18 protein-coding genes and 2 tRNA genes are annotated in these 23,792 nt (G+C 34.3%); 13 read left to right on the forward strand and 7 right to left on the reverse strand.

Translation table 11 applies throughout. The features are described from left to right. Window positions 1-91 precede the first annotated feature (91 nt). A complete protein-coding gene (folK, locus tag FVB9532_RS05320) occupies window positions 92-1,213 on the forward strand; it encodes a 2-amino-4-hydroxy-6-hydroxymethyldihydropteridine diphosphokinase (RefSeq protein ID WP_150544168.1) in 1,122 nt (373 codons plus the stop codon). 29 nt (window positions 1,214-1,242) lie between these two features. Here folK and FVB9532_RS05325 read toward each other — a convergent pair whose 3' ends face one another. Further along, complete coding sequence (locus FVB9532_RS05325; protein ID WP_150544169.1) at window positions 1,243-1,785, reverse strand: RNA methyltransferase; 543 nt, start codon at window positions 1,783-1,785, stop codon at window positions 1,243-1,245. A 122-nt stretch (window positions 1,786-1,907) separates the two neighbouring features. After that, window positions 1,908-2,927: an aldo/keto reductase gene (locus FVB9532_RS05330; protein ID WP_150544170.1), complete on the reverse strand. Its 1,020-nt coding sequence runs from the start codon at window positions 2,925-2,927 to the stop codon at window positions 1,908-1,910. 185 nt (window positions 2,928-3,112) lie between these two features. Here FVB9532_RS05330 and mutS point away from each other — a divergent pair, with 185 nt between their 5' ends. From mutS to FVB9532_RS05350, 4 genes are all read left to right on the forward strand, one after another. Further along, window positions 3,113-5,704: a DNA mismatch repair protein MutS gene (mutS, locus tag FVB9532_RS05335; RefSeq protein WP_150544200.1), complete on the forward strand. Its 2,592-nt coding sequence runs from the start codon at window positions 3,113-3,115 to the stop codon at window positions 5,702-5,704. Window positions 5,705-5,794: 90 nt separating this feature from the next. Further along, a tRNA-Gly gene (locus tag FVB9532_RS05340) sits at window positions 5,795-5,867 on the forward strand. Window positions 5,868-5,904: 37 nt separating this feature from the next. Beyond that, window positions 5,905-5,988: transfer RNA gene (locus FVB9532_RS05345), tRNA-Leu, on the forward strand. Window positions 5,989-6,095: 107 nt separating this feature from the next. Further along, window positions 6,096-7,085: an endo alpha-1,4 polygalactosaminidase gene (locus FVB9532_RS05350; RefSeq protein WP_150544201.1), complete on the forward strand. Its 990-nt coding sequence runs from the start codon at window positions 6,096-6,098 to the stop codon at window positions 7,083-7,085. 95 nt (window positions 7,086-7,180) lie between these two features. On the opposite strand, the gene FVB9532_RS05355 is transcribed toward FVB9532_RS05350, so the two are convergent. Then, window positions 7,181-7,627, reverse strand: coding sequence for a hypothetical protein (locus FVB9532_RS05355; protein ID WP_150544171.1), 447 nt, complete (start codon window positions 7,625-7,627; stop codon window positions 7,181-7,183). A 313-nt stretch (window positions 7,628-7,940) separates the two neighbouring features. Here FVB9532_RS05355 and FVB9532_RS05360 point away from each other — a divergent pair, with 313 nt between their 5' ends. Next, window positions 7,941-9,014 carry a transporter substrate-binding domain-containing protein gene (locus FVB9532_RS05360; protein ID WP_150544172.1) on the forward strand — a complete coding sequence of 358 codons (1,074 nt, stop codon included), beginning with the start codon at window positions 7,941-7,943 and terminating at the stop codon, window positions 9,012-9,014. 1 nt (window position 9,015) lies between these two features. After that, window positions 9,016-9,543, forward strand: a complete 528-nt coding sequence (locus tag FVB9532_RS05365; RefSeq protein WP_150544173.1) for a GNAT family N-acetyltransferase — start codon at window positions 9,016-9,018, stop codon at window positions 9,541-9,543. Here the strand turns inward: FVB9532_RS05365 and FVB9532_RS05370 are convergent. The 3 genes from FVB9532_RS05370 to FVB9532_RS05380 all read right to left on the reverse strand — a co-directional run bounded on the left by FVB9532_RS05370 (window position 9,518) and on the right by FVB9532_RS05380 (window position 12,516). Then, window positions 9,518-10,348 carry a glycerophosphodiester phosphodiesterase family protein gene (locus FVB9532_RS05370; protein WP_150544174.1) on the reverse strand — a complete coding sequence of 277 codons (831 nt, stop codon included), beginning with the start codon at window positions 10,346-10,348 and terminating at the stop codon, window positions 9,518-9,520. The two genes, FVB9532_RS05365 and FVB9532_RS05370, sit on opposite strands and share 26 nt — an antisense overlap. Window positions 10,349-10,409: 61 nt before the next feature. Continuing rightward, on the reverse strand, window positions 10,410-11,498 hold the full coding sequence (locus FVB9532_RS05375) for an acyl-CoA dehydrogenase family protein (protein ID WP_150544175.1): 1,089 nt from the start codon (window positions 11,496-11,498) through the stop codon (window positions 10,410-10,412). A 7-nt stretch (window positions 11,499-11,505) separates the two neighbouring features. Then, on the reverse strand, window positions 11,506-12,516 hold the full coding sequence (locus FVB9532_RS05380) for a LacI family DNA-binding transcriptional regulator (RefSeq protein ID WP_150544176.1): 1,011 nt from the start codon (window positions 12,514-12,516) through the stop codon (window positions 11,506-11,508). A 164-nt stretch (window positions 12,517-12,680) separates the two neighbouring features. On the opposite strand from FVB9532_RS05380, the gene FVB9532_RS05385 reads away from it, so the two are divergent. Beyond that, complete coding sequence (locus tag FVB9532_RS05385; RefSeq protein ID WP_150544177.1) at window positions 12,681-12,881, forward strand: hypothetical protein; 201 nt, start codon at window positions 12,681-12,683, stop codon at window positions 12,879-12,881. Further along, the gene (locus FVB9532_RS05390; RefSeq protein WP_150544178.1) at window positions 12,865-13,776 is read left to right on the forward strand and encodes an AEC family transporter; all 912 of its coding nucleotides are present in this window, start codon (window positions 12,865-12,867) and stop codon (window positions 13,774-13,776) included. Before FVB9532_RS05385 ends, FVB9532_RS05390 begins: the two co-directional genes overlap by 17 nt. A 57-nt stretch (window positions 13,777-13,833) precedes the next feature. Here FVB9532_RS05390 and FVB9532_RS05395 read toward each other — a convergent pair whose 3' ends face one another. Further along, window positions 13,834-14,121: a hypothetical protein gene (locus tag FVB9532_RS05395; RefSeq protein ID WP_194716488.1), complete on the reverse strand. Its 288-nt coding sequence runs from the start codon at window positions 14,119-14,121 to the stop codon at window positions 13,834-13,836. 64 nt (window positions 14,122-14,185) lie between these two features. Here FVB9532_RS05395 and FVB9532_RS05400 point away from each other — a divergent pair, with 64 nt between their 5' ends. The 4 genes from FVB9532_RS05400 to FVB9532_RS05415 all read left to right on the forward strand — a co-directional run bounded on the left by FVB9532_RS05400 (window position 14,186) and on the right by FVB9532_RS05415 (window position 23,788). Continuing rightward, entirely contained in the window at window positions 14,186-16,954 is a 2,769-nt protein-coding gene (locus tag FVB9532_RS05400; RefSeq protein ID WP_150544179.1) for a helix-turn-helix and ligand-binding sensor domain-containing protein, read from the forward strand. A gap of 239 nt (window positions 16,955-17,193) precedes the next feature. Continuing rightward, window positions 17,194-20,238, forward strand: coding sequence for a SusC/RagA family TonB-linked outer membrane protein (locus tag FVB9532_RS05405; RefSeq protein ID WP_150544180.1), 3,045 nt, complete (start codon window positions 17,194-17,196; stop codon window positions 20,236-20,238). Window positions 20,239-20,248: 10 nt separating this feature from the next. Further along, window positions 20,249-21,739 carry a RagB/SusD family nutrient uptake outer membrane protein gene (locus tag FVB9532_RS05410; protein ID WP_150544181.1) on the forward strand — a complete coding sequence of 497 codons (1,491 nt, stop codon included), beginning with the start codon at window positions 20,249-20,251 and terminating at the stop codon, window positions 21,737-21,739. A gap of 12 nt (window positions 21,740-21,751) precedes the next feature. After that, a complete protein-coding gene (locus tag FVB9532_RS05415) occupies window positions 21,752-23,788 on the forward strand; it encodes a hypothetical protein (RefSeq protein ID WP_150544182.1) in 2,037 nt (678 codons plus the stop codon). Window positions 23,789-23,792: the final 4 nt, after the last annotated feature.

Below are 23,792 nucleotides of genomic sequence, written 5' to 3' on the forward strand. Positions count from 1 at the left end.
AGATTTGTTAATACTCTTTTCCTCAAAAGTAACTTTATATACTTTTCTTTTAGTTAATTTGCCGTGAAATTCTAAATTTTATTTTCTTTTTTTGAAAAATCCCACCATCGCATACCTGGCATTAGGAAGTAATCAAGGCGATAAATTACAGTTTTTGCAAAAAGCAGTACGAGCTATATTTAAGAAAATAGGTGAAATAACGGCTGTTTCTTCCATTTATAAAACCCCTGCTTTGGGGTTTGAAGGCGAAGATTTTTTAAATGCATGTTTGGCGGTGAAAACTCGTTTTTCTGCAGAACAAACCTTAACGAAGTTATTAGAGATTGAAGATGTATTGGGCCGAAGAAGAACCAATAGTGAAGTTTACGAAAATCGGGTGATTGACTTAGACCTTATTTTTTTTGAAAATGAAATCATCTCTTCAGAAAAATTGGTAGTTCCGCACCCTCGAATGCAAGAACGCAAATTTGTATTATTTCCGTTGGAAGATATTGCGGGAACTTTTCAGCATCCAGTATTGAAGAAGACGGTGAATCAATTAACAGAAGAAACGCGAGATAATTCTGAAATTGAAAAAACTACGGGAAAATTAGAAATTCCGAAGCAGCAACTAAATTCATATAATTATTTAGCGATTGAAGGAAATATTGGTGCCGGAAAAACCAGTTTGGTTACGATGATTTCGCAAGACTTTAAGGCGAAATTAATTACTGAACGTTTTAAGGATAATCCATTTTTACCGAAGTTCTACAAAGATCAGGCACGTTATGCATTTCCATTAGAAATGTCTTTTTTAGCTGACCGTTACCAGCAATTGTTAGATGACATTTCCCAGTTTGATTTGTTTAACGATTTTGTAGTTGCAGATTATGATGTGTATAAATCGCTCATTTTTGCCAAAGTGACGCTTCAAGAAGAAGAATATTCGTTGTATAAAAAGTTGTTTAATATTATGTATAAAGATTTGGCGAAGCCCGATTTGTATGTATATCTCTACCAAAATACCGAGCGCTTACTGCAGAATATCAAAAAGCGTGGAAGAAAATATGAACAGGATATTCCTTCTGATTATTTAGAGCGTATCAATAATGGGTATTTAGAATTCATCAAAACCCAGCATCACTTGAATGTGAAAATCATCGACATCTCTGAACTCGATTTCGTGAATTATCGGGAAGATTACTTAAAAATGTTAGAAGCGATTAATGGTTAGGTTGAAGATTGAAGTTGAATATGATTTCCCTATTTCCCGTTTTTCATCTTCGCAAACAAATCCCAAACTACTACGCCGGTGCTTACCGAGATGTTCAAGGAATGTTTGCTTCCGTATTGCGGGATTTCAATCACTTGGTCACTTTTAGAAACTACTTCTTGTTGTACTCCTTTTACTTCATTCCCAAAAACGATCGCATAAGTTTTTCCTTTTTCAGGCTGAAAATCGTTTAGCATCACCGATTCTTCCGCTTGCTCAATGGCTAGAACTTCCATGTTTTCTTCTTGCAGCTTTTCAATGAGCTCGGTAGTGTTCTCAATATATTCCCAGTCAACTGTTTCTGTAGCACCCAAAGCAGTTTTATGGATATCTTTATGAGGCGGTGTAGCCGTGATTCCGCAGAGGTAAATTTTTTCAATTAAAAAAGCATCCGCCGTTCTAAATACCGAACCAATATTGTTTAAACTTCTAATGTTGTCAAGAACAATAATGAGTGGGGTTTTTGAAGAATTTTTAAATTCTTCCACACTTTTTCGGTCGAGTTCGCTGTTTTTTAGTTTTCGGTTTTCCATAGCGCAAAAGTATAAAAAAGAAAAAATGCAACTGATTGAAAGTTGCATTTTAGAATTTTAATTATTGTTGAAGTCGAATTTAAAATTGAAATTCAATTTGAAGAAGTCTTGAATTAAAAAGCTTACAATTCACGGTCTTGTTTGGTTAAATCTAACATCCAACCCGGATATTCACGTTCCAGCTTGCTTACCTTTTCTAGTTTTTCCAGGTCATCTTTAGAAAACTCGATAATCGATGCATTTAAATTTTCTTCTAACTGAGATTGCTTTTTAGCTCCCACAATGACCGTAGAAACCGCTTCTTGTTTTAATAGCCAAGCAATGGCCAATTGAGCGATAGAAACTCCGTTTTCTTTTGCCATTGGTCTAAGCACATCAATAATATTAAAAGCTTTTTCACGATTTACCGGAGGAAAATCAAAATCATCCCGGCGTCCACCGGTTTTTCTATCGCCATCCCTATCGTATTTCCCGCTTAAAAGTCCACCGGCCAATGGGCTCCAAACCATCAGTCCCACTTGCTGGTCTTTTAATAACGGAATAATTTCGCGTTCCAAATCTCTTCCTGCAAGGGTATAATAAGCTTGTAAAGAATTAAACCGCTCTAAATGATTATAATAACTGTAATCCAGTGCTTTCATTAATTGCCAAGCCGCCACATTACTAGCGCCAATATACCTTACTTTTCCGGTTCTCACCAAATCATCTAAAGCGCGTAAAGTTTCATCAATAGGAGTAATTGGGTCATTAGAATGTATTTGGTACAAATCAATATAATCGGTCCCCAGACGTTTTAAACTGGCTTCCACTTGATTGATTATATGTTTTCGACTTAATCCTTTCTGGTTGGGTTTTTCGCCCATTTTTCCACGGACTTTTGTCGCCAAAATGATATCGTCCCGATGTACACCTAAGTTTTTTAAAGCTTCTCCGGTCATTTCTTCAGAAATTCCTTCCGAATAAACATTCGCTGTATCTATAAAGTTTACTCCGGCATCTAAAGCTTGTCGCACTAAGGCATCAGCTCCTTCTTGATCTACACCACCCACCGCAGCAAAGCGCCCTTTCGCGCCAAAAGTCATTGTGCCTAAGCAAATTTCAGAAACCCAAAGTCCGGTTTTTCCCAGTAAATTATATTTCATTTTAATTGAATTTGTTTTAGATGAAGTCCTTAAAGTTACTAATTTTTTGATTTTAAAAAAGTGTTAAGAAGATTGAATAACTCTTTCTCCAAGAAAGAAGCAGGAAATAATAGAATTGTTATTTTTACAGGAATTTAAATTTGAAGGATTTGTCTACAAAAAAAGCCGCGAAAGTCACTCCGTTAATGAAGCAGTACAACGCTATTAAAGCGAAGTATCCTGATGCGCTACTACTTTTTCGGGTAGGTGATTTTTATGAAACCTTTGGTGAAGATGCCGTAAAAGCCGCACGTATTTTAAATATTGTGCTTACCAATAGAAACAATGGGGGAGAACGCTCTGAGCTCGCAGGTTTTCCGTATCATTCCTTAAACACGTATTTGCCAAAACTAGTTAAAGCTGGTGAACGAGTAGCAATTTGCGATCAATTGGAGGATCCCAAACAAACGAAAAAGATTGTAAGACGTGGAGTGACAGAATTGGTGACTCCCGGGGTTTCATTGAATGATGAAGTTTTACAAAGCAAAACCAATAATTTTTTGTGTGCCGTTCATTTTGGAAAGAAAGGATACGGTGTTGGTTTTTTAGATGTTTCTACCGGAGAGTTTTTAACAGCACAGGGAAGCGAAGAATATGTAGATAAATTATTACAGAATTTTAATCCGAGTGAGGTTTTAATTCCGAAGAAATTTAAAAAACAATTTACAGAAAATTTCGGGGAAGACTTCCATACCTTTTATTTAGAAGATTGGGTGTTTCAGCCAGATTACGCCAACGAAACTTTAAATAATCATTTCCAGACCAATTCTTTAAAAGGCTTTGGTATTGAACACTTGGAAAATGGAATTATCGCTTCCGGTGCCATTCTTTATTATTTAAGTGAAACGCAGCATAACAAATTACAACACATTACTTCTATTGCGAGAATTGCAGAAGAAGAATATGTTTGGATGGACCGTTTTACCATTAGAAACTTAGAGCTTTATCAGGCTAACTCTCAACATGCAGTGACGCTGTTGGATGTAATTGATAAAACCATTTCACCTATGGGCGGTAGAATGTTGAAGCGCTGGTTGGCGCTTCCGCTTAAAAATACCGAAAAGATCGCACAACGTCATCAAGTGGTGAATCATTTCATGAAAAACCATGCGTTTCAACAGGGAATTCAGCAGCAAATTAAAAAGATTGGTGATTTAGAGCGCTTAATCTCCAAAGTAGCAACGCAAAAAATTAATCCGCGGGAAGTTGTTCAACTTAAAAACTCGTTGAATGCTATTGTTCCCATTAAAGAATTGATAGCAGAAACCGATAATGAAGCTTTAAAAGTATTGGGGGAAAACCTTCATGCTTGCGATTTACTTCGAAATAAAATAGAAGAATGCTTGCATGATGAAGCTCCCGTAAATATTGCCAAAGGAAATGCGGTGGCCAATGGTTTTTCTGAAGAATTGGACGAGCTGCGAAAAATAGCTTTTTCGGGAAAAGATTACCTTGATAAAATGGTGGAGCGGGAAGTAGAAGCTACCGGAATCACCAGTTTAAAAATAGCCAGTAATAATGTTTTTGGCTATTATATTGAAGTAAGAAATACACATAAAAGCAAAGTGCCGGAAACTTGGGTGAGAAAGCAAACTCTGGTGAGTTCTGAGCGTTATATTACCGAAGAATTAAAAGAATACGAAGCCAAAATTTTAGGAGCTGAAGAGAAAATTCATGCATTAGAGCAAGAGATTTTTCAGAAGTTAATTAGTTGGATTAACGATTATATTAAAGTCGTTCAACAAAACGCGATACTTATTGGACGAATTGATTGTCTATGCTCGTTTGCCCAATTGGCTTTAGAGGAAAACTACAGCATGCCGCAAATTACCGATGGTTTTGAGTTGAATATTCAATCAGGCCGCCATCCGGTGATAGAAAAGCAATTGCCGGTAGGAGAAGCTTATATTACCAATGATATTCAACTCGACCGGGAAGAGCAGCAAATCGTAATGATTACCGGCCCCAACATGAGTGGTAAGTCGGCTATTTTACGTCAGACCGCATTAATTGTCCTTCTTGCACAAATGGGAAGTTTTGTTCCTGCCAAAGCCGCAGAAATTGGTTTGGTCGATAAAATTTTTACTAGAGTAGGAGCAAGTGATAATATTAGTATGGGCGAATCTACTTTTATGGTGGAGATGAATGAGACCGCTAATATTTTGAATAATATTTCTGAACGTAGTTTGGTTTTATTAGATGAGATTGGTCGTGGGACAAGTACGTATGATGGAATTTCTATTGCTTGGGCGATTAGTGAATATTTACATGAGCATCCAGCTCAACCTAAAACGCTTTTTGCCACGCACTATCACGAGTTGAATGAGATGACACAAACCTTTGCCCGCATTAAAAACTATAATGTATCTGTAAAAGAATTAAAAGATAATGTGTTATTCCTACGGAAATTGGTTCCTGGGGGAAGCGAACACAGTTTTGGGATTCATGTAGCGAAAATGGCGGGAATGCCACAACAGGTTTTACATCGCGCCAATAAAATTTTAAAAAAGCTTGAAAAATCACATGGAAGTGAAGAATTAAGTGGAAAATTAAAAGAAGCTGCTGAAGAAGAACCGCAACTCAGTTTTTTTAAATTAGACGATCCTTTATTAGAAGAAATCAAAGAAGAAATTTTACATACTGATATTGATACACTTACGCCGGTAGAGGCTTTGATGAAATTAAACGAAATTAAAAGGATGATAGCTCCGGTAAATCCTGAAGCAAAAAAAGTTTAATTTTTTTGAGAAAAAAGCTTGGGCAAAAGAAGAAAAAGATTAAATTTGCATCCGCATTTGAGCAATAACGTTCTTTAAAATATGCTTAACGCGAAAATAGCTCAGTTGGTAGAGCGCCACCTTGCCAAGGTGGAGGTCGCGGGTTCGAATCCCGTTTTTCGCTCTAAGTACAAAACAGCCTAATAAACTAAAAAATATAGGCTCGGGTGGTGGAATTGGTAGACACGTTGGACTTAAAATCCAATGAACATTAGTTCGTACGGGTTCAAGTCCCGTCCCGAGTACTCAAACCCTCTTTAATCTTTTGATTTTAGAGGGTTTTTTTGTTTTCAAATATTTTTGATTTACGCGTTGATAGCTTTATTATATTTGACTACCTCAAATAACGATGATGAAAAAATTAGGAATTGCTTTATGGATAATGATCATGTTATGTTTAAGCTGTAGCGAATCAGACGACGCTACCGTAGAAGATAACAATAACATAGATTACGCACAAGAAATGCGAGATTTGGTAATGCAGATAAGTATTTCAGCAAAAACCGAAAATGCTAATTTTCTTATTATACCTCAAAATGGAATTGAAATTATCACAGAGAATCAAATGGCTTCAGGGGTTTTAAACCAACCTTACTTAAATGCAATTGATGGAGTGGGACAGGAAGATCTTAATTATGGTTATGACGATATTAACGAGCAAACTCCTGCAGGGGTAAATGAAGAGCTAAATGAATTTTTACAATTACTAAAAGCTGCAAATAAAGAAATTTTAGTAACCGATTATTGCTTTACGCAATCGAAAGTAAATGATGCCTATCAACGAAACCTTCAGCATAATTATATTCCGTTTATAGCACCCGATCGAGAGTTAAATACAATCCCTGCACTTTTAGAGGAGCTTCCTGGGGAAAATGCTAATGAGATCAATTCGTTTTCAGAGGTGAAAAACTTTTTATATTTATTGAATACCGAAAATTTTTCTTCAAAAGCAAATTTCATTCAGCAGATACAGCAAACCAATTATGATTTATTGATTACCGATTTATTTTTTCAAGGAGATTTAGAGTTTTCTAACGAAGAAATCAATCAATTGAAAGTAAAAGCCAATGGAGGAAAACGATTAGTAGTTGCTTATTTCTCTATAGGTGAAGCAGAAGATTACCGTTATTATTGGAAAGAGAGTTGGAATAACAATTTACCCGACTTTATTGAAGCAGAAAACCCTGATTGGGAAGGGAATTTTAAAGTAAACTATTGGGATGCTGGATGGCAAGAGATTTTGTATGGAAATGAAAATGCCTACCTTTCTAAAATCTTGAATGCTGGTTTTGATGGTACTTATTTAGATATTATTGATGCTTATCAATATTTTCAAGAATAGAAAGAATTCTGTGTTGACTGTTTTTTTGCTCCAACTATTTTTTAACTAAAAACAGCCGCTATATTGCGGCTGTGAACTAATCTTTTTAAAAATAATTAATTTATTTCTATTTTTGATTCATCTGAAGCTAGTGATCCGGAACCACAATCCAACCAATCTCCTGAAATATAATCGTTTTGAGAATTACAGTCCACAAATGTTCCTCCATTTGTTGGATAATTAGAAGATGTGCAAGAATAACCATTACAACTACTGTTAGGACTACCTATTCTAAAACCGCCAGCATTTCCTGATGATGAACAATTATCGGAAGATAATAATATATTTACGCTTTTAGGTTTGATTCCGGATGGTAAATAAATTGAATTATTTGATCCCGAATCAACATTTAATGTGTATAACATAAATGGATTTTCACAATCAGCGTTGCGTACTGTAAAAATCAGGTGCGCATCATAGCTTGAAGAATTTTCTACAATTACTGTGTCCGAATATGAGGACATACCAATAAATAAGGCTAGTAGTAATAAAATTTTTTTCATAATATAAAAGTTTTAAAGGTTAATAACATTTAAATATATAAATAAAAATTAAATAAACCGATAAAAACACTTATTTATCGATTAAGCGTTTTAAGGAGGGGGTAATTGTGGTTATTTAGATATTATTGATGCTTATCAATCTTTTCAAGAATAGAAGGGATTCAGTTTTTGGAGCTACTTTTTTTATTTTTTGTCTCGTTTTTTTGTTTAGTGATAGGGAATCAGAGATTTGAATGTGGAAATGAGACAATTTGAAATGAAGAGTGATTAAATTCATTCATTCTTCTTAATTTTACCTTCAAATTGTAGCGATATGAAGTTTTTTAGGCAATTATTATTTCTTCAGTTTTTACTCTTTGGGGTTTTTACCTCAGCACAAGACACCATTCAAAATCAATCTCCAGAAAAATATATGATAGGGATTGCACCAACCCCACCTTTTGTAGAAAAATCACCTAATGGATTTTCAGGATTGAGTATCGCCTCTTGGGAGATGGTTAATAAAAAGTTAGGTTGGGACTATGAATACAAAACCTATAATTCTTTAGCTGAATTGCTTCACGCCGTAGAACAAGGAGAAGTAGATTTTAGTATTAATCCCATCACCGTTACCGACCAACGCATGACGAAAATGGATTTTTCGCAACCTTATTTTATTTCACATACGGCTATTGCCCAGAAGAAAAAATCGAATGCTTTAGCAGTAGTAAAAAACTTATGGAGCTGGAAGTTTATCTCGGCAATTCTGGTGCTTATTGGTGTTATTTTTGTTTTCGGGTTTTTGGTTTGGATTTTTGAACGGAAAAAGAATCCCGAAGAGTTTGGCGGCAAAGGTTTTCAAGGGATCAAAGAAGGGTTTTGGTGGAGTGCTGTAACGATGACTACCGTGGGATACGGCGATAAATCTCCTCAAACCACCGGTGGCCGTGTGATTGGTTTGGTATGGATGTTTATGGCCATCATTATCATTTCCAGTTTAACGGCAAGTATTGCTTCTGCTTTAACGGTAGAAAGCATCAATAATGAAATTAATTCTGTCGCAGATTTAGACCGCTTTAATGTGGTAACGGTAGGGAGTTCAAGTTCAGAGGAATTTTTAAATATGTATCAAATTAATCATGGCGAGGTGGCAAATGGAGCGAGCGGAATAGCATACTTGGTAGATCATCCCAATGATTTGTTTATTTACGATCAGCCTATTTTAACCTACGAGGTTGAACGTCAGCAATTGCAGGATGAGATTCAAGTATTAAAAAAAACCTTAAAGAAAGATTATTTCAGTTATAGCTTTCCGAAGAATTCAACATTAATAAAACAAGTAGATCCCGTTTTAATCAGTGCCATGAAAACTATGGAATGGAGCCGATTGATGGAGAATTATAATTAAGATGGAACAGGATAAAATTTTCACCAATAACTATTACTTACGAAATATTGAAGAAAGCGACCTTGAAAGTGTTTACCAAGGGCTTTCTAATCCTGCCGTAATTGAAAACTACGGAATTAGTTATTCTTCTTTGGAAGAAACAAAAGAACAAATGAAATGGTTTCGTAATTTGGAAGTTTCCGGTAGCGGAAAGTGGTTTGCCATCTGTGATGTAACCTCTGATGAATTCTTAGGAGCTGGTGGATTAAATGATTTAATTGAAGAGCATCAAAAAGCAGAAATTGGTTTGTGGCTGTTACCCGAACATTGGGGAAGAGGTATTTTACAAGAAATAATGCCAAAGATTGTGGATTACGGATTTGAAAAACTAAACCTTCATCGGATTGAAGGTTTTGTAGAAAGCAATAATACAAAGTGCCGTAAGGCCATGGCAAAAACCGGATTTATCCATGAAGGTACGATGGTTGATTGTGAAAAGAAAAACGGAAAATGGATTAGTCTTGCTATTTATGCGATTTTAAAGAAGTAATAGCCCGTTCGGGATAATCTGTAATAATTCCATTCACCTTAAAATCAAGCATCTTTAAAATGGCTTGTTTTTTATTTACCGTCCAAGGAATTACAGCGATGTTTTCTTGCTGAATTTCCTCGACCATACTTTTGTGAGAAAGAAGTGGGTAAAAAGGACTGTAAATATCTGGTTGAAAACTTAAAAGGTTTTTGTTTTGTTCATAATTACCCGTTTCAACCAAGTAGGCAAGTTTAAAATCTGAAAAATGGAGATGAATTTCTTCTAGAATGTTCACATCAAAAGACTGTAAAATTACTCGATGCTGTACATGTTTATTTTTCAAAACTTCTGTAACTAATGCTACAAATTCTTTGGGTGATGGCTGTGACTTTCCATATTCTTTTGCTTCAGATTTAATTTCGATATTGTATTTTACAGCAGGTATTTTTTCCTTTTTTATAAAAGCTTCAACGGTATCAATTACTTCTGTCAGTAATGGCTTATAGGCTTTCATGTTTTTTTGCTGCAGAAATTTTTTATTTCCTTTAGAACCTGAATCAAATTGCTTTATGCTGTCATAATTCATTTGAAAAAGGTTGAAGTCTTTTTCATTTTCTTTAGAAATAGGTTCCCCGTTAGGCTGAAGCATATAAAGTGAAGACATAAAAGGTTCGTGAGAAACCACGACTTGATGATCTTTAGAGATAACGACATCCATTTCTATTACATCTACGCCTTTTTTTATAGCACTCAAAAATGCCGGAATAGTATTTTCTGGAAAATTGCCACGATCGCCACGGTGTCCTTGAATTTCTACGTTCATAATTAACCCCTGAAATTTTAATTGAAAGATAGGGATAAAAACAATACAGGAAGTGTGAAAATTAGAGGTTAAAACTTCTAAAAATCATGTGTTGATAAGCCGTCTGCAAATCCTGAAATTGTTTTTGAATTTCGGCTGTTTTTTCAATAGCATCCATCCCAAGAAGTGGGATGATTGCACAAGCTTCAGCATAACAATAGTCTGCTAAATTTTGACCGGAATTCATGAGTTCGTCCTGCAAAGTGTTTTTTTGCTGAAGATGGCTGTTCCAACTTTTTTCGACTACTTGATAAAATGTATCCGAACGCTTTTCAATTTCAATTTTTACTTTTTCTATCTTTTTTGAAATCAACTGAAAACGTTCTGGTTGGTAGGTTTGCCAAACGTCCTTTTTTGTGGTTAGAAAGTTTTCAGCATCGTGGAAAAGACTTTTGGTGATACCTGTAATTACCGGTGCAAAACATGCCATTGCAAATCCCAAAAAGGAATAAGTAGAAATAGGATAATTGTTTTTTCTAGGCGGTTGTGATAAATCGAAAAAATAATTTTTTGGAATAAGTGCTTTCTCTACTTCAATAGAATGACTACAAGTAAGTGGTAGGCCAATTGCATTCCAGTCCTGTTTGATTTTTGCCAAAGAAGTTGGGATAATGAAGGCTTGTGGTTTTTTGTCTACTAAGGTAACGGCAGTAAAAAAAGATGCTTGTTCAGAGCCACTACAGTATTTCCAATTTCCAGTTATTTCAAAACCGTTTTCAGCAGGTTTTGCTTGGTCGCAAGGTTTTCCACTTCCCGCTACTATGGCATTTTCAGCTGAAAAATACTGCTGGGCAATTTCTTCATCGCAATAATCGGCAAAATAAGCGCCACCAACGCCAATACCTAATAACCAGCCCCAATTTCCGTCTAGAAAAGAAGCATTTTCAATCCATTTTGCGCCTTGGTGTAAATCTAAGGCCAAACCTTGATAATCTTCAGCTAGAAATAGTTTGAAAAGCTTGCCTTGGTAATGATGTGTTAAAGCCTCTTTAGAAAGTTGTCCCTGCGGTTTTAGATTCTGCTGAAAAAAGAACTGCTGAAAGATCAAGCGGTTTTTATGAAGCCATTCTGTGTTGTTTTGCTGAATAGCTTCTATAGCTGCTTTCCACATAAATTGCTTATTTGGAAGTGTCTTTTACTACAATTTCGGTTTTAATAACTTCTTTTTTAATTTTAGAAGAATCATCCTTTAAACTGTTAATAAGTAATTCAACTGCTTTTTCTCCAACTTTTTCAGGAAATTGATTAATGTAAGAAATCTGCGGGTATTGTAATTCGTTATGGCGCTTGTTAACGTAACCAATAAGCGAAATTTCATCAATATACTTAAGACTGGTTTTACTGATGGCAGCATTGGCGATAAGGGTAGATTCTATATCGGCACCAAGAATCGCATCAATTTTAGGAAGCTCTTTATTGGTAATCCTCTCTTCAATTTTTTTGCGTAAATCATCCATTTCGTGCTCTTCAATCACCTCACCATCAATATTTGTATGGTTTTCTATAAAAGAATTAAAGGTCTTTCTTCGGGTTTTTCCTACCGAAAGCCAACCAATGGAGGAAACAAACAAAATATTTTTGGCTTGGGTTTCTTGAAAATGTGCACAAGCTTTTAAAATACTTTGGTCGTCATCTACAGAAACCGAATTGTAATTTAATTCTTCATGAAGTCGGTCGAAGGTCACTAATGAAGTGGTTTCTGCAATATTTTTAATGTGTTCAAATTCTTTTAAAACAAATGTTTCTTCAGAAGGGCACATAATAATACCTTCGGCCATTCCATTGGCTAAAATCTTTAAACTTTCTTTCTCTTCTTTCGATTTTTCACCGGTAAAAAAAGTAATAATTCGGTAGCCTTTTGTCTTTGCAGTGATTTCAATATTCTTTAAAACTTCAGCTAAAAATGAGTTTTGTATATCTGGAATAATCACTCCGATATTAAAAGTAGATTGGTTTTTTAAACTCACCGCAATGTGATTGGGCGTATAACCGTAAAATTTAGCTAGTTCTTTAACCTTCTTTTTGGTTTTTTCGCTAATCTCCGGACTGTCATTCATTGCTTTCGACACAGTAGAAACCGAAACCATTAAGATTTTGGCAATTTCTTTAATCGTAATTTTCTTCTTCATACCTATTTAATTTATAACCGGAGTTATGCAAAACTTCAAAAATACTAAAAATACAATTTTCTTGTATGCTTTAAAGTGAAGTAATAACAAAAACTAAAAGTTTTAATAAACATTTGAAAAGGTTTGAGCCTTTACCTAATTTCAAAGTTTTTTAAAATTTACTCATGAAATTAACTGGGATTTATGTAGATGAACGAACAATGCATGTGGTAACCCCACAAAAAGATTTACCAATGTATGCGTTGGGACATATTAACAATGGGATGCTTTTAGATGTGAATTCAGTTTGGTTTAATGTAAAAACCGCAATGATTGCTGCTAAAGATATTTTATTTAAAATACAGATGAATGACCGTATTTATTGATTTATACAAAACTTTAATTCCTTACTTGTTATGCATTCCCTTAGGTTATTTTTTAGCTCGAAAAAATTTAATTCCCAAGAATATAGTTTCTAAACCTTTGCTTTTCTTTTTTATGCCGGTGTTGGTGATTAATCACGTCCTGGAAGCATCGGTAGAAAACCTAACTATCCTACCCATTATTTCTTTTACTCTTTCACTGGCTATGATTTTTCCTGCGATCATTGTGCATAAAACTTTTGGGAAAGGGGAAAGCAGGAGTCTTTTAAAAAGTGGTTTTTCATTTTATAATGTGGCTTTTTTTGGTATTCCTGTGGTGAGTTCGCTATTTGGGAAACATGCTATCACCACTTTAATCTGTATTTATATAGGTTCAGCTTTATATGGAAATATTGTAGGCTACTTTCAAGTAGCACGTACGCGTTTTAGTAGAAAACATTCGGTAAAAGAAATTTTTAAGGTTCCTTTTGTATATGTTTTTGTATTGGCAGTTATTCTGAAAATTTTTGGGTTTCATACCCCAACTGTAGTAGAACCGGTAGTTAGCTTTTTTGGGATTATCGTTTCAGTTGCCGGAATGCTCATTATTGGGATTAATATTGCACAAGTAGATTTCAAAATGCTGAGGTGGAGTTATTATTTGAAAGTTTTAGGAGTTAGAGTGTTGAGTTCTGTTTTAATTATGGCTGCTTTGCTAGGGATTGAGTACAATTTTGTAAATGGCTTGAATGCCGAAGAAACAAAGGTGCTTATTTTATTGGCGTTATTTCCTATTGCTGCCAACCTTACGGTTTTTGCGTCCTTTTTAAAATCAAATGAAAAACAATCGGCATTGTTGGTTTTACTTTCGATGTTAATTGCATTGATTTTAGTTCCGCTTGCAGCAGTATTTTTTTAAAATAAAAAAGCCGAATAAAATATTCGGCTTCTTAATTATTGATGGGTAAGAGAAATTTTAGTGGTCGTGCCCGTGATCTTCGTGCATTTCTTCATGAATTTCTTCTTCTGCTTCCTTATCTGCTTTTTCGGCAGCTTTTTCTACTTTATCTGCGCCTTTTTCAATGGCATCACCAGTTTTTTCAACCCCTCTTTCAATGGCATCACCGGTTTTTTTTGCAGCGTTTTCAACGTCTTCGCCAATTGCTTCTGCTGCTTCCTCAGTTTTTTCTTTAGTAGTTTCTCTACAAGCTGAAGTCGCTAAGATTAAAGATAATGCAGAGAATGCAATGAATAATTTCTTCATAATAGTTTGCTTTAAAAAATATTAAGTGTAAAATTAATACATTTATCATCAAGTTTTATAATGTATGAGATTTCTTTATATAATTTTTTTCTTTGGTTTATGCTTTAATTTTTATGGGCAGGAACTACCGCCTATTATTAATTATTCTGCCAAAGATTACAAAGCCGGTAATCAAAACTGGATGATTACCCAAGATGAAAATCATCATATTTATGTAGCCAATAATTCAGGTTTATTAAGTTTTAATGGAGAACAATGGAAATTAAACCAACTTCCTGATGGTTCTTTTTTACGCTCAGTTAAATATATAGATAAAAAGATTTTTTCCGGTTCTTATATGGATTTTGGGTATTGGGAAGAAGATGACAAAGGAGAGCTTAATTATACAAGTTTAAACGAGTTAGTAGATAGTCCTTTCTTAGATGGAGAGCAGTTTTGGCATATTGAAACAGTAGCCAATTATGTGGTGTTTCAAAGTTTGCGGAGGTTGTATAGCTATAACTTAAATACGGGGAAGGTGGTTGTGATTCCTTCGGAATATACCATTACTAATTTATTTAAACTTCATCAAAAGCTTTACTATCAGGTAGCAGAAAAAGGGCTTTATGAAATTAGTAGTGACGAACCTAAAATTATAGTTCCTTACGCAGAATTAAAAAATCAGTTGATTGTTGATTATTTTGAATACAAATCAGAGAAATATATAGTTAGCCGTAACCAAGGTATTTATCTTGTGAAAGATTCTACATTAGTTGCAAATCATCCTCTAGCCATAAAACAATTGGAAGGAGAAAGTATTTTCGTTGCTAAATTAATCAATAAAAACATTCTTGCTTTAGGTACCATTGGTGATGGATTGAAGTTATTTAACTTGGAAAATGGAAGTCTAACTCATATTAAACAGCCCAATTTACTAAATAATACAGTTCTTTCTTTATTTAGCGATGATGATGGAAACCTTTGGACAGGTTTGGATAATGGAATAAGTATAGTGAATTTAAACAGTTCTGTGAAAATATTCACAGATACATTTGGGGACATTGGTACCGTTTATTGTAGTTACCAAGAAGGGGAATGGTTGTATTTAGGAACTAATCAGGGACTTTATGTGCGAAAAGGAAATGAGAAAAGTTTTACGCTCGTACCCAATACAAGCGGGCAGGTATGGAGTATTCAAAAAGTAAAGGGAGATTTGTTGATAGGGCATGATAAAGGTACTTTTTTATTGAAAAATCCTAGTCAAGTAGAACAGGTTTATTCCCTTTCTGGGACTTGGCAAATCAAGGAATTTAATGACGGGTTTTTACAAGGTCATTATAATGGTTTAAGCTTTAGCAAAGATGGCAAAGATTTTAAGCTATTGAATAATTATGACCTCTCTTCTAGAAATATAGTTATTGATAAAAATAAAAATGTATGGGTAGGGCATGATCATAAAGGGGTATATAAAACAAAAGTAGATACATTGACTGGTGAAGTTTCGGTCTTAAATAATTATAGCTTTACTAATGAAGGAGCTGCGCTAACTGTATTTATATTTGATGATCAGTTATACGTATCTACTGCGAAAAATATTTATGAATATTCTACCGAAAAGGATGAATTTGTTTTAGCTGAAAAGTTTAATAAGCTATTCAAAAATGAAAACCGAATTACGGGCATTTCTAAAAAGATAGGCAATAGTTGGTGGGCATTTGGTGAAGAATATCTTTTTCAAATCACCAAAGATGCTTTTCAAGATGAACTAAAAATTGAGAAAATTCCTATTCCAATTAATTTAAGGGGAATTTCTACTGGATTTGAGAACATTTCGTATTTAGATGAAAATACCTATTTAGTAGGTTCTAATTTTGGATATGTAACGTTTAAAATTCCTTTCAATAAATTAATCTTATCAGATTTAAAAATAAATTCAGTATCCTTTTCAGGTAAGGGAAATAACTATAAGAGGCTTTTCCTAGAAAATGATGGAATAGAGCTGCCTTATAAGAATAACTATATTAATTTTTCCTTTAGTGTACCTCAATACGATTTGATTAATGACATTAAATATAGTTACCGATTAAAAGGATATAACAACACTTGGTCTGCTTGGAATACTTCAGGGAAAGCAAATTTTGAAAATTTACCGTTCGGAGAATATACTTTAGAAGTGAAAGGTAAACTAAAAGAAGATGAGTCTAATGTAGAGAAATATAGTTTTGAAGTTTTAAAGCCATGGTATCTTTCTACCGCAGCTATTGTAATTTATGTTATTTTTCTATTGATTTTGTTTTTTCTTACCCATAGGGTTTATACCAATTACTATAAAAAACAGCAAGAAAAACTTATTCAGAAAAATAAGAAGAAACTAGAAATGCAAGAACTTGCAGCACAGCAAGAAATAGTGACCCTTCAAAATAAACAATTGGAAACGGAAGTAGAATCTAAAAATAGAGAACTAGCTGCTTCCACGATGAATATCATTAAGAAAAATGAATTCTTATCTGAATTAAAAAATAAACTTTCCAATTCGGAATCAAAAAGAGACATACAAGAAGTAATAAAAATCATTAATAGAAATATTGCTGAAAAAGATAACTGGAAATTATTCAAAGAAGCTTTTGATAATGCCGATAAAGATTTTCTACAATCGGTAAAAGAAAAGCATCCCACCTTAACCTCAAACGATTTAAAACTCTGTGCGTATTTAAGGTTAAATTTAAGCTCTAAAGAAATAGCCCCGTTGCTAAATATTTCAGTACGAAGTGTAGAGATTAAACGATATCGTTTGCGTAAAAAGATGGAATTAGATCATGAACAAGGTTTAGTGGAGTATATTTTAACTTTCTAAGCACTCAACAACTCTTCATTTTACCTCAACATTACCTCAACATTCGCTTAATATGTTGAAAATCAGAATAAATTTTCATAATTTTTAAATATTAAGAATTCCTAATTTTTAAAGGCTTAAAATTGATTTATCGCTATTTTAAAGCTAAATAATTGCTAATGTATATTTTTTGTTGAGGTAATTTATACTTGCGGTTAACACTTTCTTAATACATTAGTTTCAAATCAAATCAACAACAAATGAATAAAAAGCTATTACTAATTTTATTGTTACTAATTCCGGTTTGCTCATTTGCTCAAACGTTTTCGGTTTCAGGAACCGTGACAGAAGCAGAAACACAAATGCCCATGCCGGGAGTTAATGTATTGGTAAAAAACACAAACACAGGTGTAGTTACAGATTTTGACGGTAACTATACTATTCAGGATTTAAAAGGAGGTGACATATTGGTATTCACCTATGTTGGTTTTGAACCACAAGAAATTCCTGTATCCAATAATCAAACAACCGTCAATGTAGTTTTAAAACCCGATTCCGAAGCATTGGAAGAGGTGGTGTTAATTGGTTACGGAGCTCAGAAAAGAGATGAAGTTACCGGAGCGGTTAGTTCAGTAGGGGAAGAAACTATCGAACAGTTAAAACCTGCGAATGTTGCTCAAGCTTTACAAGGAACATCATCGGGGGTAAATGTTACTTTTAATGGAGGGTCTCCCGGTTCTAATGCAAATATTAGAATTAGAGGTGTTGGTACCAATGTAAATGCTTCTCCTTTAATTGTAGTAGATGGTTTTATATTTAATGGAGGATTGCAAGATTTAAATCCACAGGATATAGAGAATATAACTGTACTAAAAGATGCACAGGCTGCTATTTATGGTACTGCTGGAGCAAATGGTGTAATATTAGTGACCACCAAGAAAGGTAGAAAAAATCAAAAAATGCGTGTTAGTTATGATGGTTATACCGGAGTACAAGAAACTACTAGAAAGCTGCCAGTGTTAAACGCCAAAGAATATGCTCTTTATATAAATGAGTCTTATGCTAATTCAGGTCAGGATATTCCATTTAATAACGTAAATAATCTGGAAAATGAAACCGATTGGCAGGATGAAGTTTTTAAACAGTCAATGGTTAGAAGTCATAACTTTTCAGTTAGGGGTGGTGAAGAAAAAGTAAGCTATAGCTTAGGTGCTTCTAATTTTTACCAAGAAGGTATTGTTGCTCCCGAAAAGTCTAATTTTGAACGTAATACAGCAAAGTTGACTTTGGATGTAGATTTAACTGATAACATCAATTTATCCACAAAATTATTTTATACAAACGTTCAAGTTAAAGATATTAATGCATTTAGTTTAGGGTCTGTACTTTTTAATGCAGCTAATATTGCTCCGGTAATTTCTCCTGATCAAGATAATTTAGATGGAACTATTAATTTAGGAAATGAAGTTGTCAATCCGCTTACTCAAACTCGAAACACCTATAACAACAGTGTAGTAGATCGTCTTAGTGGAACTGTTCAAGCAAGTATAGACTATGCTAAGAATTTAAACTTTAAAGGGAGAGTTGGTTTCAATAGAGCTAACACGAGAGATAGGGATTTTACACCTATTTATGATTATGGTACAGGAAAAATTTATACTACTCCAAATAGTTCAGTATCCTTGGGGAAATCTTTTACAAATGATTATACAGCCGAACTTTTTAATACCTATACTAATACTTTTGCTGAAGATCATGATGTAACTTTTTTATTAGGTACAACCATTCACGAAGTAAAAAGTGAAGGCTTATATGGAACAAGAACAGATGTAAATGCCAATAGCTGGGAGTTTGCAGACTTAGGTTCTGCTTATGGGATAGGAGAGAATCAAACAAATAGTTCGTATGCATCTATCTTTAGAAGACTTTCTTATTTTGGTAGACTTCAATATGGCTTTAGAGATAAATACTTAGTTTCTGCGATGTTAAGAAGGGATTCTTCAACTAGATTTGGGCCCAATAACAAAGTAGCCTATTTCCCTTCGGTAACTGCCGGTTGGGTAATGTCTAAAGAAAGCTGGTTAAATGATAGTGATATCGTCAACTTATTAAAAATAAGAGGTAGTTACGGGGTTTTAGGAAGTGATTTAATTGATGACTTTAAGTATTTGTCTCTTTTAGATGGAGAAGCAACTTACGTACTTGGTCCCGACCAATCTTTAGTAAACGGAAATGCTTTAGGAGCATTACCAAACCCAAACATTCAATGGGAAGAATCTAAAAAACTTGATATTGGGTTAGATTTAAATTTTTTAGATAATAAATTCAATTTTGTTTATGATTATTTTAAAAATAGAAGAGACAATCTTTTGATAAGTAATTTAAGGGTTTCTGGTATTTTAGGTACTGGTGCGCCAGGAGCTTCAGGGCCAACTGTTAATGCAGGGGAAGTTGTGAATGAAGGTCACGAATTTTCATTAGGCTATAATGATAATGTTTCAGAAGACTTCTCTTTTTCTATCAATTATAATATAAGCTTATTGAATAATGAGGTAACAAAGGTGAATAATGGTATTGGTTATATTGAAGGAGGCGGATTTGGCGTTGGTCAGCCAGCTCCTGCTAGAATGCAAGAAGGTTTCCCGATGGGATATTTCTATGGTTATAGAACAGATGGTGTTTTTCAAACTCAAGATGAAGTAGATAATCATCCTTCTCAGCAAGCCTTAGGAGCAAATGCAAAACCAGGAGATATTCGTTATGTAGATTTAAACGGAGATGGGGTAATTGATGAAAATGATAGAACCAATATTGGTGATCCAATTCCAGATATAACTATGGGGCTAAACTTTTCTTTTAACTATAAAAATTTTGATTTTTCAGCCTATTCATTTGCCAACCTAGGACAAGAAATGGTTAGAAATTATGAGAGAAGTCAACCTAATGTAAATAAACTGAGATATAAATTAGATAGATGGACTGGACCAGGAACTAGTAATACCGTTCCAAGAGCAACAGTAGAGTCAACTTCAAACAATGCTTTTTCAGATTTCTTTGTAGAAGATGCCTCTTTCTTAAGAATTCAAACAATTACTTTAGGATTTACCGTACCAAAGAAGTTTACCGAGAAAGCTTACTTAGATAAATTCAGGATATATGGTAAAGTAGATAATGTTTACACATTTACAGAGTATATGGGGTATGATCCTACCGCTTCCACAGGAGAACCAATTGGAGGAGGTATCGATTATGGATTTTACCCATTACCAAGAACCTATACCATAGGTGTAAATATTCAATTCTAAAAAGAGAACTATGAGAAAAATAAATAAAAAAATAGCAACTATTGTTTTAGCATCATTAGCTGTTTTAGGATGCTCAGACGATTTTACAGATGTTAATCCTCGATATACAATTAACTCAGAGACTTATTTCGCCTCAGAAGATGATTATAACAATGCGTTAATTGGTGCTTATGATATATTGCAATCTACATATGTGAATGTAATTCTAGGAGAAATTGCCTCAGATAACACCCACGCAGGAGGAGAAAGTGCTAACGATGTAGTAGGTTGGCAACAAGTAGATAGAATGGAGCATACTCCCATAAATGATAATTTAGATGATATTTGGGATTGGAATTTTGCAGGCGTACAAAGAGCATCATATATACTTGAAAATAAAGATAAAATAGATTTTGAAGGAAAAGCGCAAATTATTGCCGAAGCAAGTTTTTTAAGAGCTTACTTTAATTTTGAATTATTAAAATGGTTTGGTCCAATTCCCATCAAACCGGAAGGGCAATTTGTGTTAGGAGATGAAACCACTTTTCCTAGAGCTTCAAAAGAAGAAGTTTACACTTATATTGAAAATGATTTAATGTATGCTGTGGATAACTTAGCGGAAGATGCTCCGGAAATAGGCAGGGTTGCAAAAGGAGCAGCTCAATCTTTATTAGGAAAAGTATACTTGTATGAAGAAAAATTTTCAGAAGCAGCTTCACAGTTTAATGAAGTCATCAGTTCAGGGAAATATCACTTATATGGTACTGAAGCAGGAGAAAATTATGAGAACCTTTTCGAGTATTTAGCAGAAAATAGTCCAGAATCTGTTTTTGAAGTTCAATATACAGGAACAGAAGGTGCCGGATTTGAGTGTCTGCAATGTAGTGAAGGAAACGTTATGGTAGGTTTTAGTGGAATAAGAGGATATAGCGGTCCCGTATTTGCATCAGGCTATGGTTTTAACTTACCAACTCAAGAAGCTTATGAGTCTTTTGAAGGTGGAGACGCCAGAAAAGATGTGACTGTATTAGATATTGAAGCTTGGGCAGCAGAAACAGGAGCTACCTATAATATAGGAAATCAAGATCCAGAAACAGGTCATACAGGTTACTACAACCGAAAGTATTTACCTCGTCAAAACGATAATTTAGGAGATGCAAATTTAACACAGCCTAATAATTATAGAGCAATTCGTTATGCAGATGTATTATTAATGGCTGCAGAGGCGATGGTAAGAGGTAATTTAGACGAAGGTCAAGCACGAAACTATTTAAATCAAGTTAGAAACCGTGCAGGTTTGGATGACGTAAGTACAAGTGGAAATGCTTTACTAGACGATATTTATGCAGATAGAAGATCTGAAATGATGGGAGAGGGTCATCGTTTCTTCGATTTAGTAAGAACCGGAAGGGCCACAGAGAATATTGAAGGTTTTACTGCAGGGAAAAATGAAGTTTTTCCAATTCCATTAGAAGAAATTCAATTTTCAAATGGAAACTGGAAACAAAATGAAGGTTATTAAAATTTAATGATTATGAAAAAAAATATTAAATACTTATTTTATAGCTTATTACTAATAGTAATAGCCTCTTGTACAGAAGATGAAGGTTTAGAGGAGTTAAATACTGGGGCACCTACGAATATCGCTGTAGATTTTTCCATCACACAAGATAATTCAGGAGAGGTAACGATGTATCCTTCTGGAGAAGGAGCTAACAGTTTTATTATAGATTATGGAGATGGAAGTGAAGTATCTGAAGAAATTTCCACAGGAAATAATAGTACTCACGTTTATGAAGAAGGAACTTATGAAGTTACCGTTACTGCGATGAATTTAGCAGGAGATACCGCTTCAATGACACAAACTTTAGTTGTCTCTTTTTCTGCTCCAGAAAATTTAGAAGTGACCATTACAAAAGATGCGAGTAATCCGTTTTTAGTAAATGTTTCGGCAGAAGCAGTTAACGCAGCAGCTTTTGAAGTTTATTTTGGCGAAGAACAAGGTGAAACCGCAACCCCTATGATGATAGGTGAAACGGTAAGCTACGAGTATAGCAGTATAGGAACTTATACCATTACCGTTATTGCCTTAAGTGGAGGTGAAGAAACAACCACATATACAGAGGAAATTGAGATAGTAGATCCCCTAGTTTTACCAATTACTTTTGAGTCAGAAACGGTAGATTATACTTTTTACAATTTTGGAGGAGGAGAAGCTACAGGAGTACCTTTAGTGAGTAACCCGGCACCAAGTGAAGTTAATAATAGTGAAACTGTTGCTTCTTATACAAAAGTTGCAGGTTCAGAAACTTGGGCAGGAACTTCTGTGACATTAAATGAAGCCATAGATTTCAGTACAACTTCTTTTATTTCAATGGATGTTTATTCGCCAACTGTAGGAACACCAATTCTATTTAAAATAGAAGATAGTGATAATTCAGATAATTTTGTTGAATTCCAAGCAACTACAACAGTAGCGAACGAATGGGAAACCATTGTCTTTGATTTGTCTGGTCTAGATCAATCTATAACATATGAGGTCATTGCTTTATTTTTCAATTTCAATACTTCTGGTACAGGTGAAACTTATTATTTTGATAATATTCAATTAGCAAGTCCTACAATTGTAGAATTGCCAATTACTTTTGAAGGGAGCCAGAGTGCGTATGCTTGGACAGAATTTGGAGGAGCTCCGGTAACTATCGAGCCTAATCCAGATATGAGTGATGCAAATCCTAGCGCAACAGTTGCTAAAATGTTTAAAGTAAACAATTCTTTAGACTATGCTGGTGCATTTATGGATTTAGATAATCCCGTAGATTTCAATCAAAACACTTCGATTAGTATGAAAGTTTGGTCTCCTGAAGCTAACACAACGGTAACCTTGAAATTTGAGGACCCTCAAGATGGGGCGATTTTTGCAGAAGCAAACGCAGTTACAACCGTAGCTAATGCTTGGCAAACTATAACATTTGATTTTAGTGGAGTAGATGTAAATCAAAACTATCAACGAATGGTACTTTTCTTTGATTTTGGTTCAATAGGTACAGGTTTAGATTATTATTTCGACGATATTTCTTACGCAAATCAGCAACCTGTTTCTCTCCCTAATTTACCATTAACTTTTGAAAGTGAAAGTATAGAATACAATTGGATGAATTTTGGAGGGGCGACTTCTACTGTAGTAGATAATCCCGATATGAATGGAAATACATCAAATAAGGTAACAGAGCTGATTAAAGATAATGGTTCGCAAACTTGGGCGGGTTCCAATATAATACTTGAAAATGCAATAGATTTTTCATCATCTCAGACAATGAAGATGAAAGTATGGTCTCCTATAGCAAATGCGCCCATTTTATTAAAACTGGAAACAAGTGCAGAGGGTAACGATTATTTTATGGAAGTTCAAACTACCACAAGTGGATCCAGTCAATGGGAAGAATTAACTTTTGATTTTTCAGGCATAAGTACAACAGAACCTATTGATATAGTAACTGTATTTATGAATTTTGGAGAGAATGGAATGGGAAATACCTATTATTTTGATGATATCGAATTGCAAAATTAATAAC

The sequence above is a fragment of the Mesonia oceanica genome, assembly GCF_902499555.1.
Classification (GTDB): Bacteria; Bacteroidota; Bacteroidia; order Flavobacteriales; family Flavobacteriaceae; genus Mesonia; species Mesonia oceanica.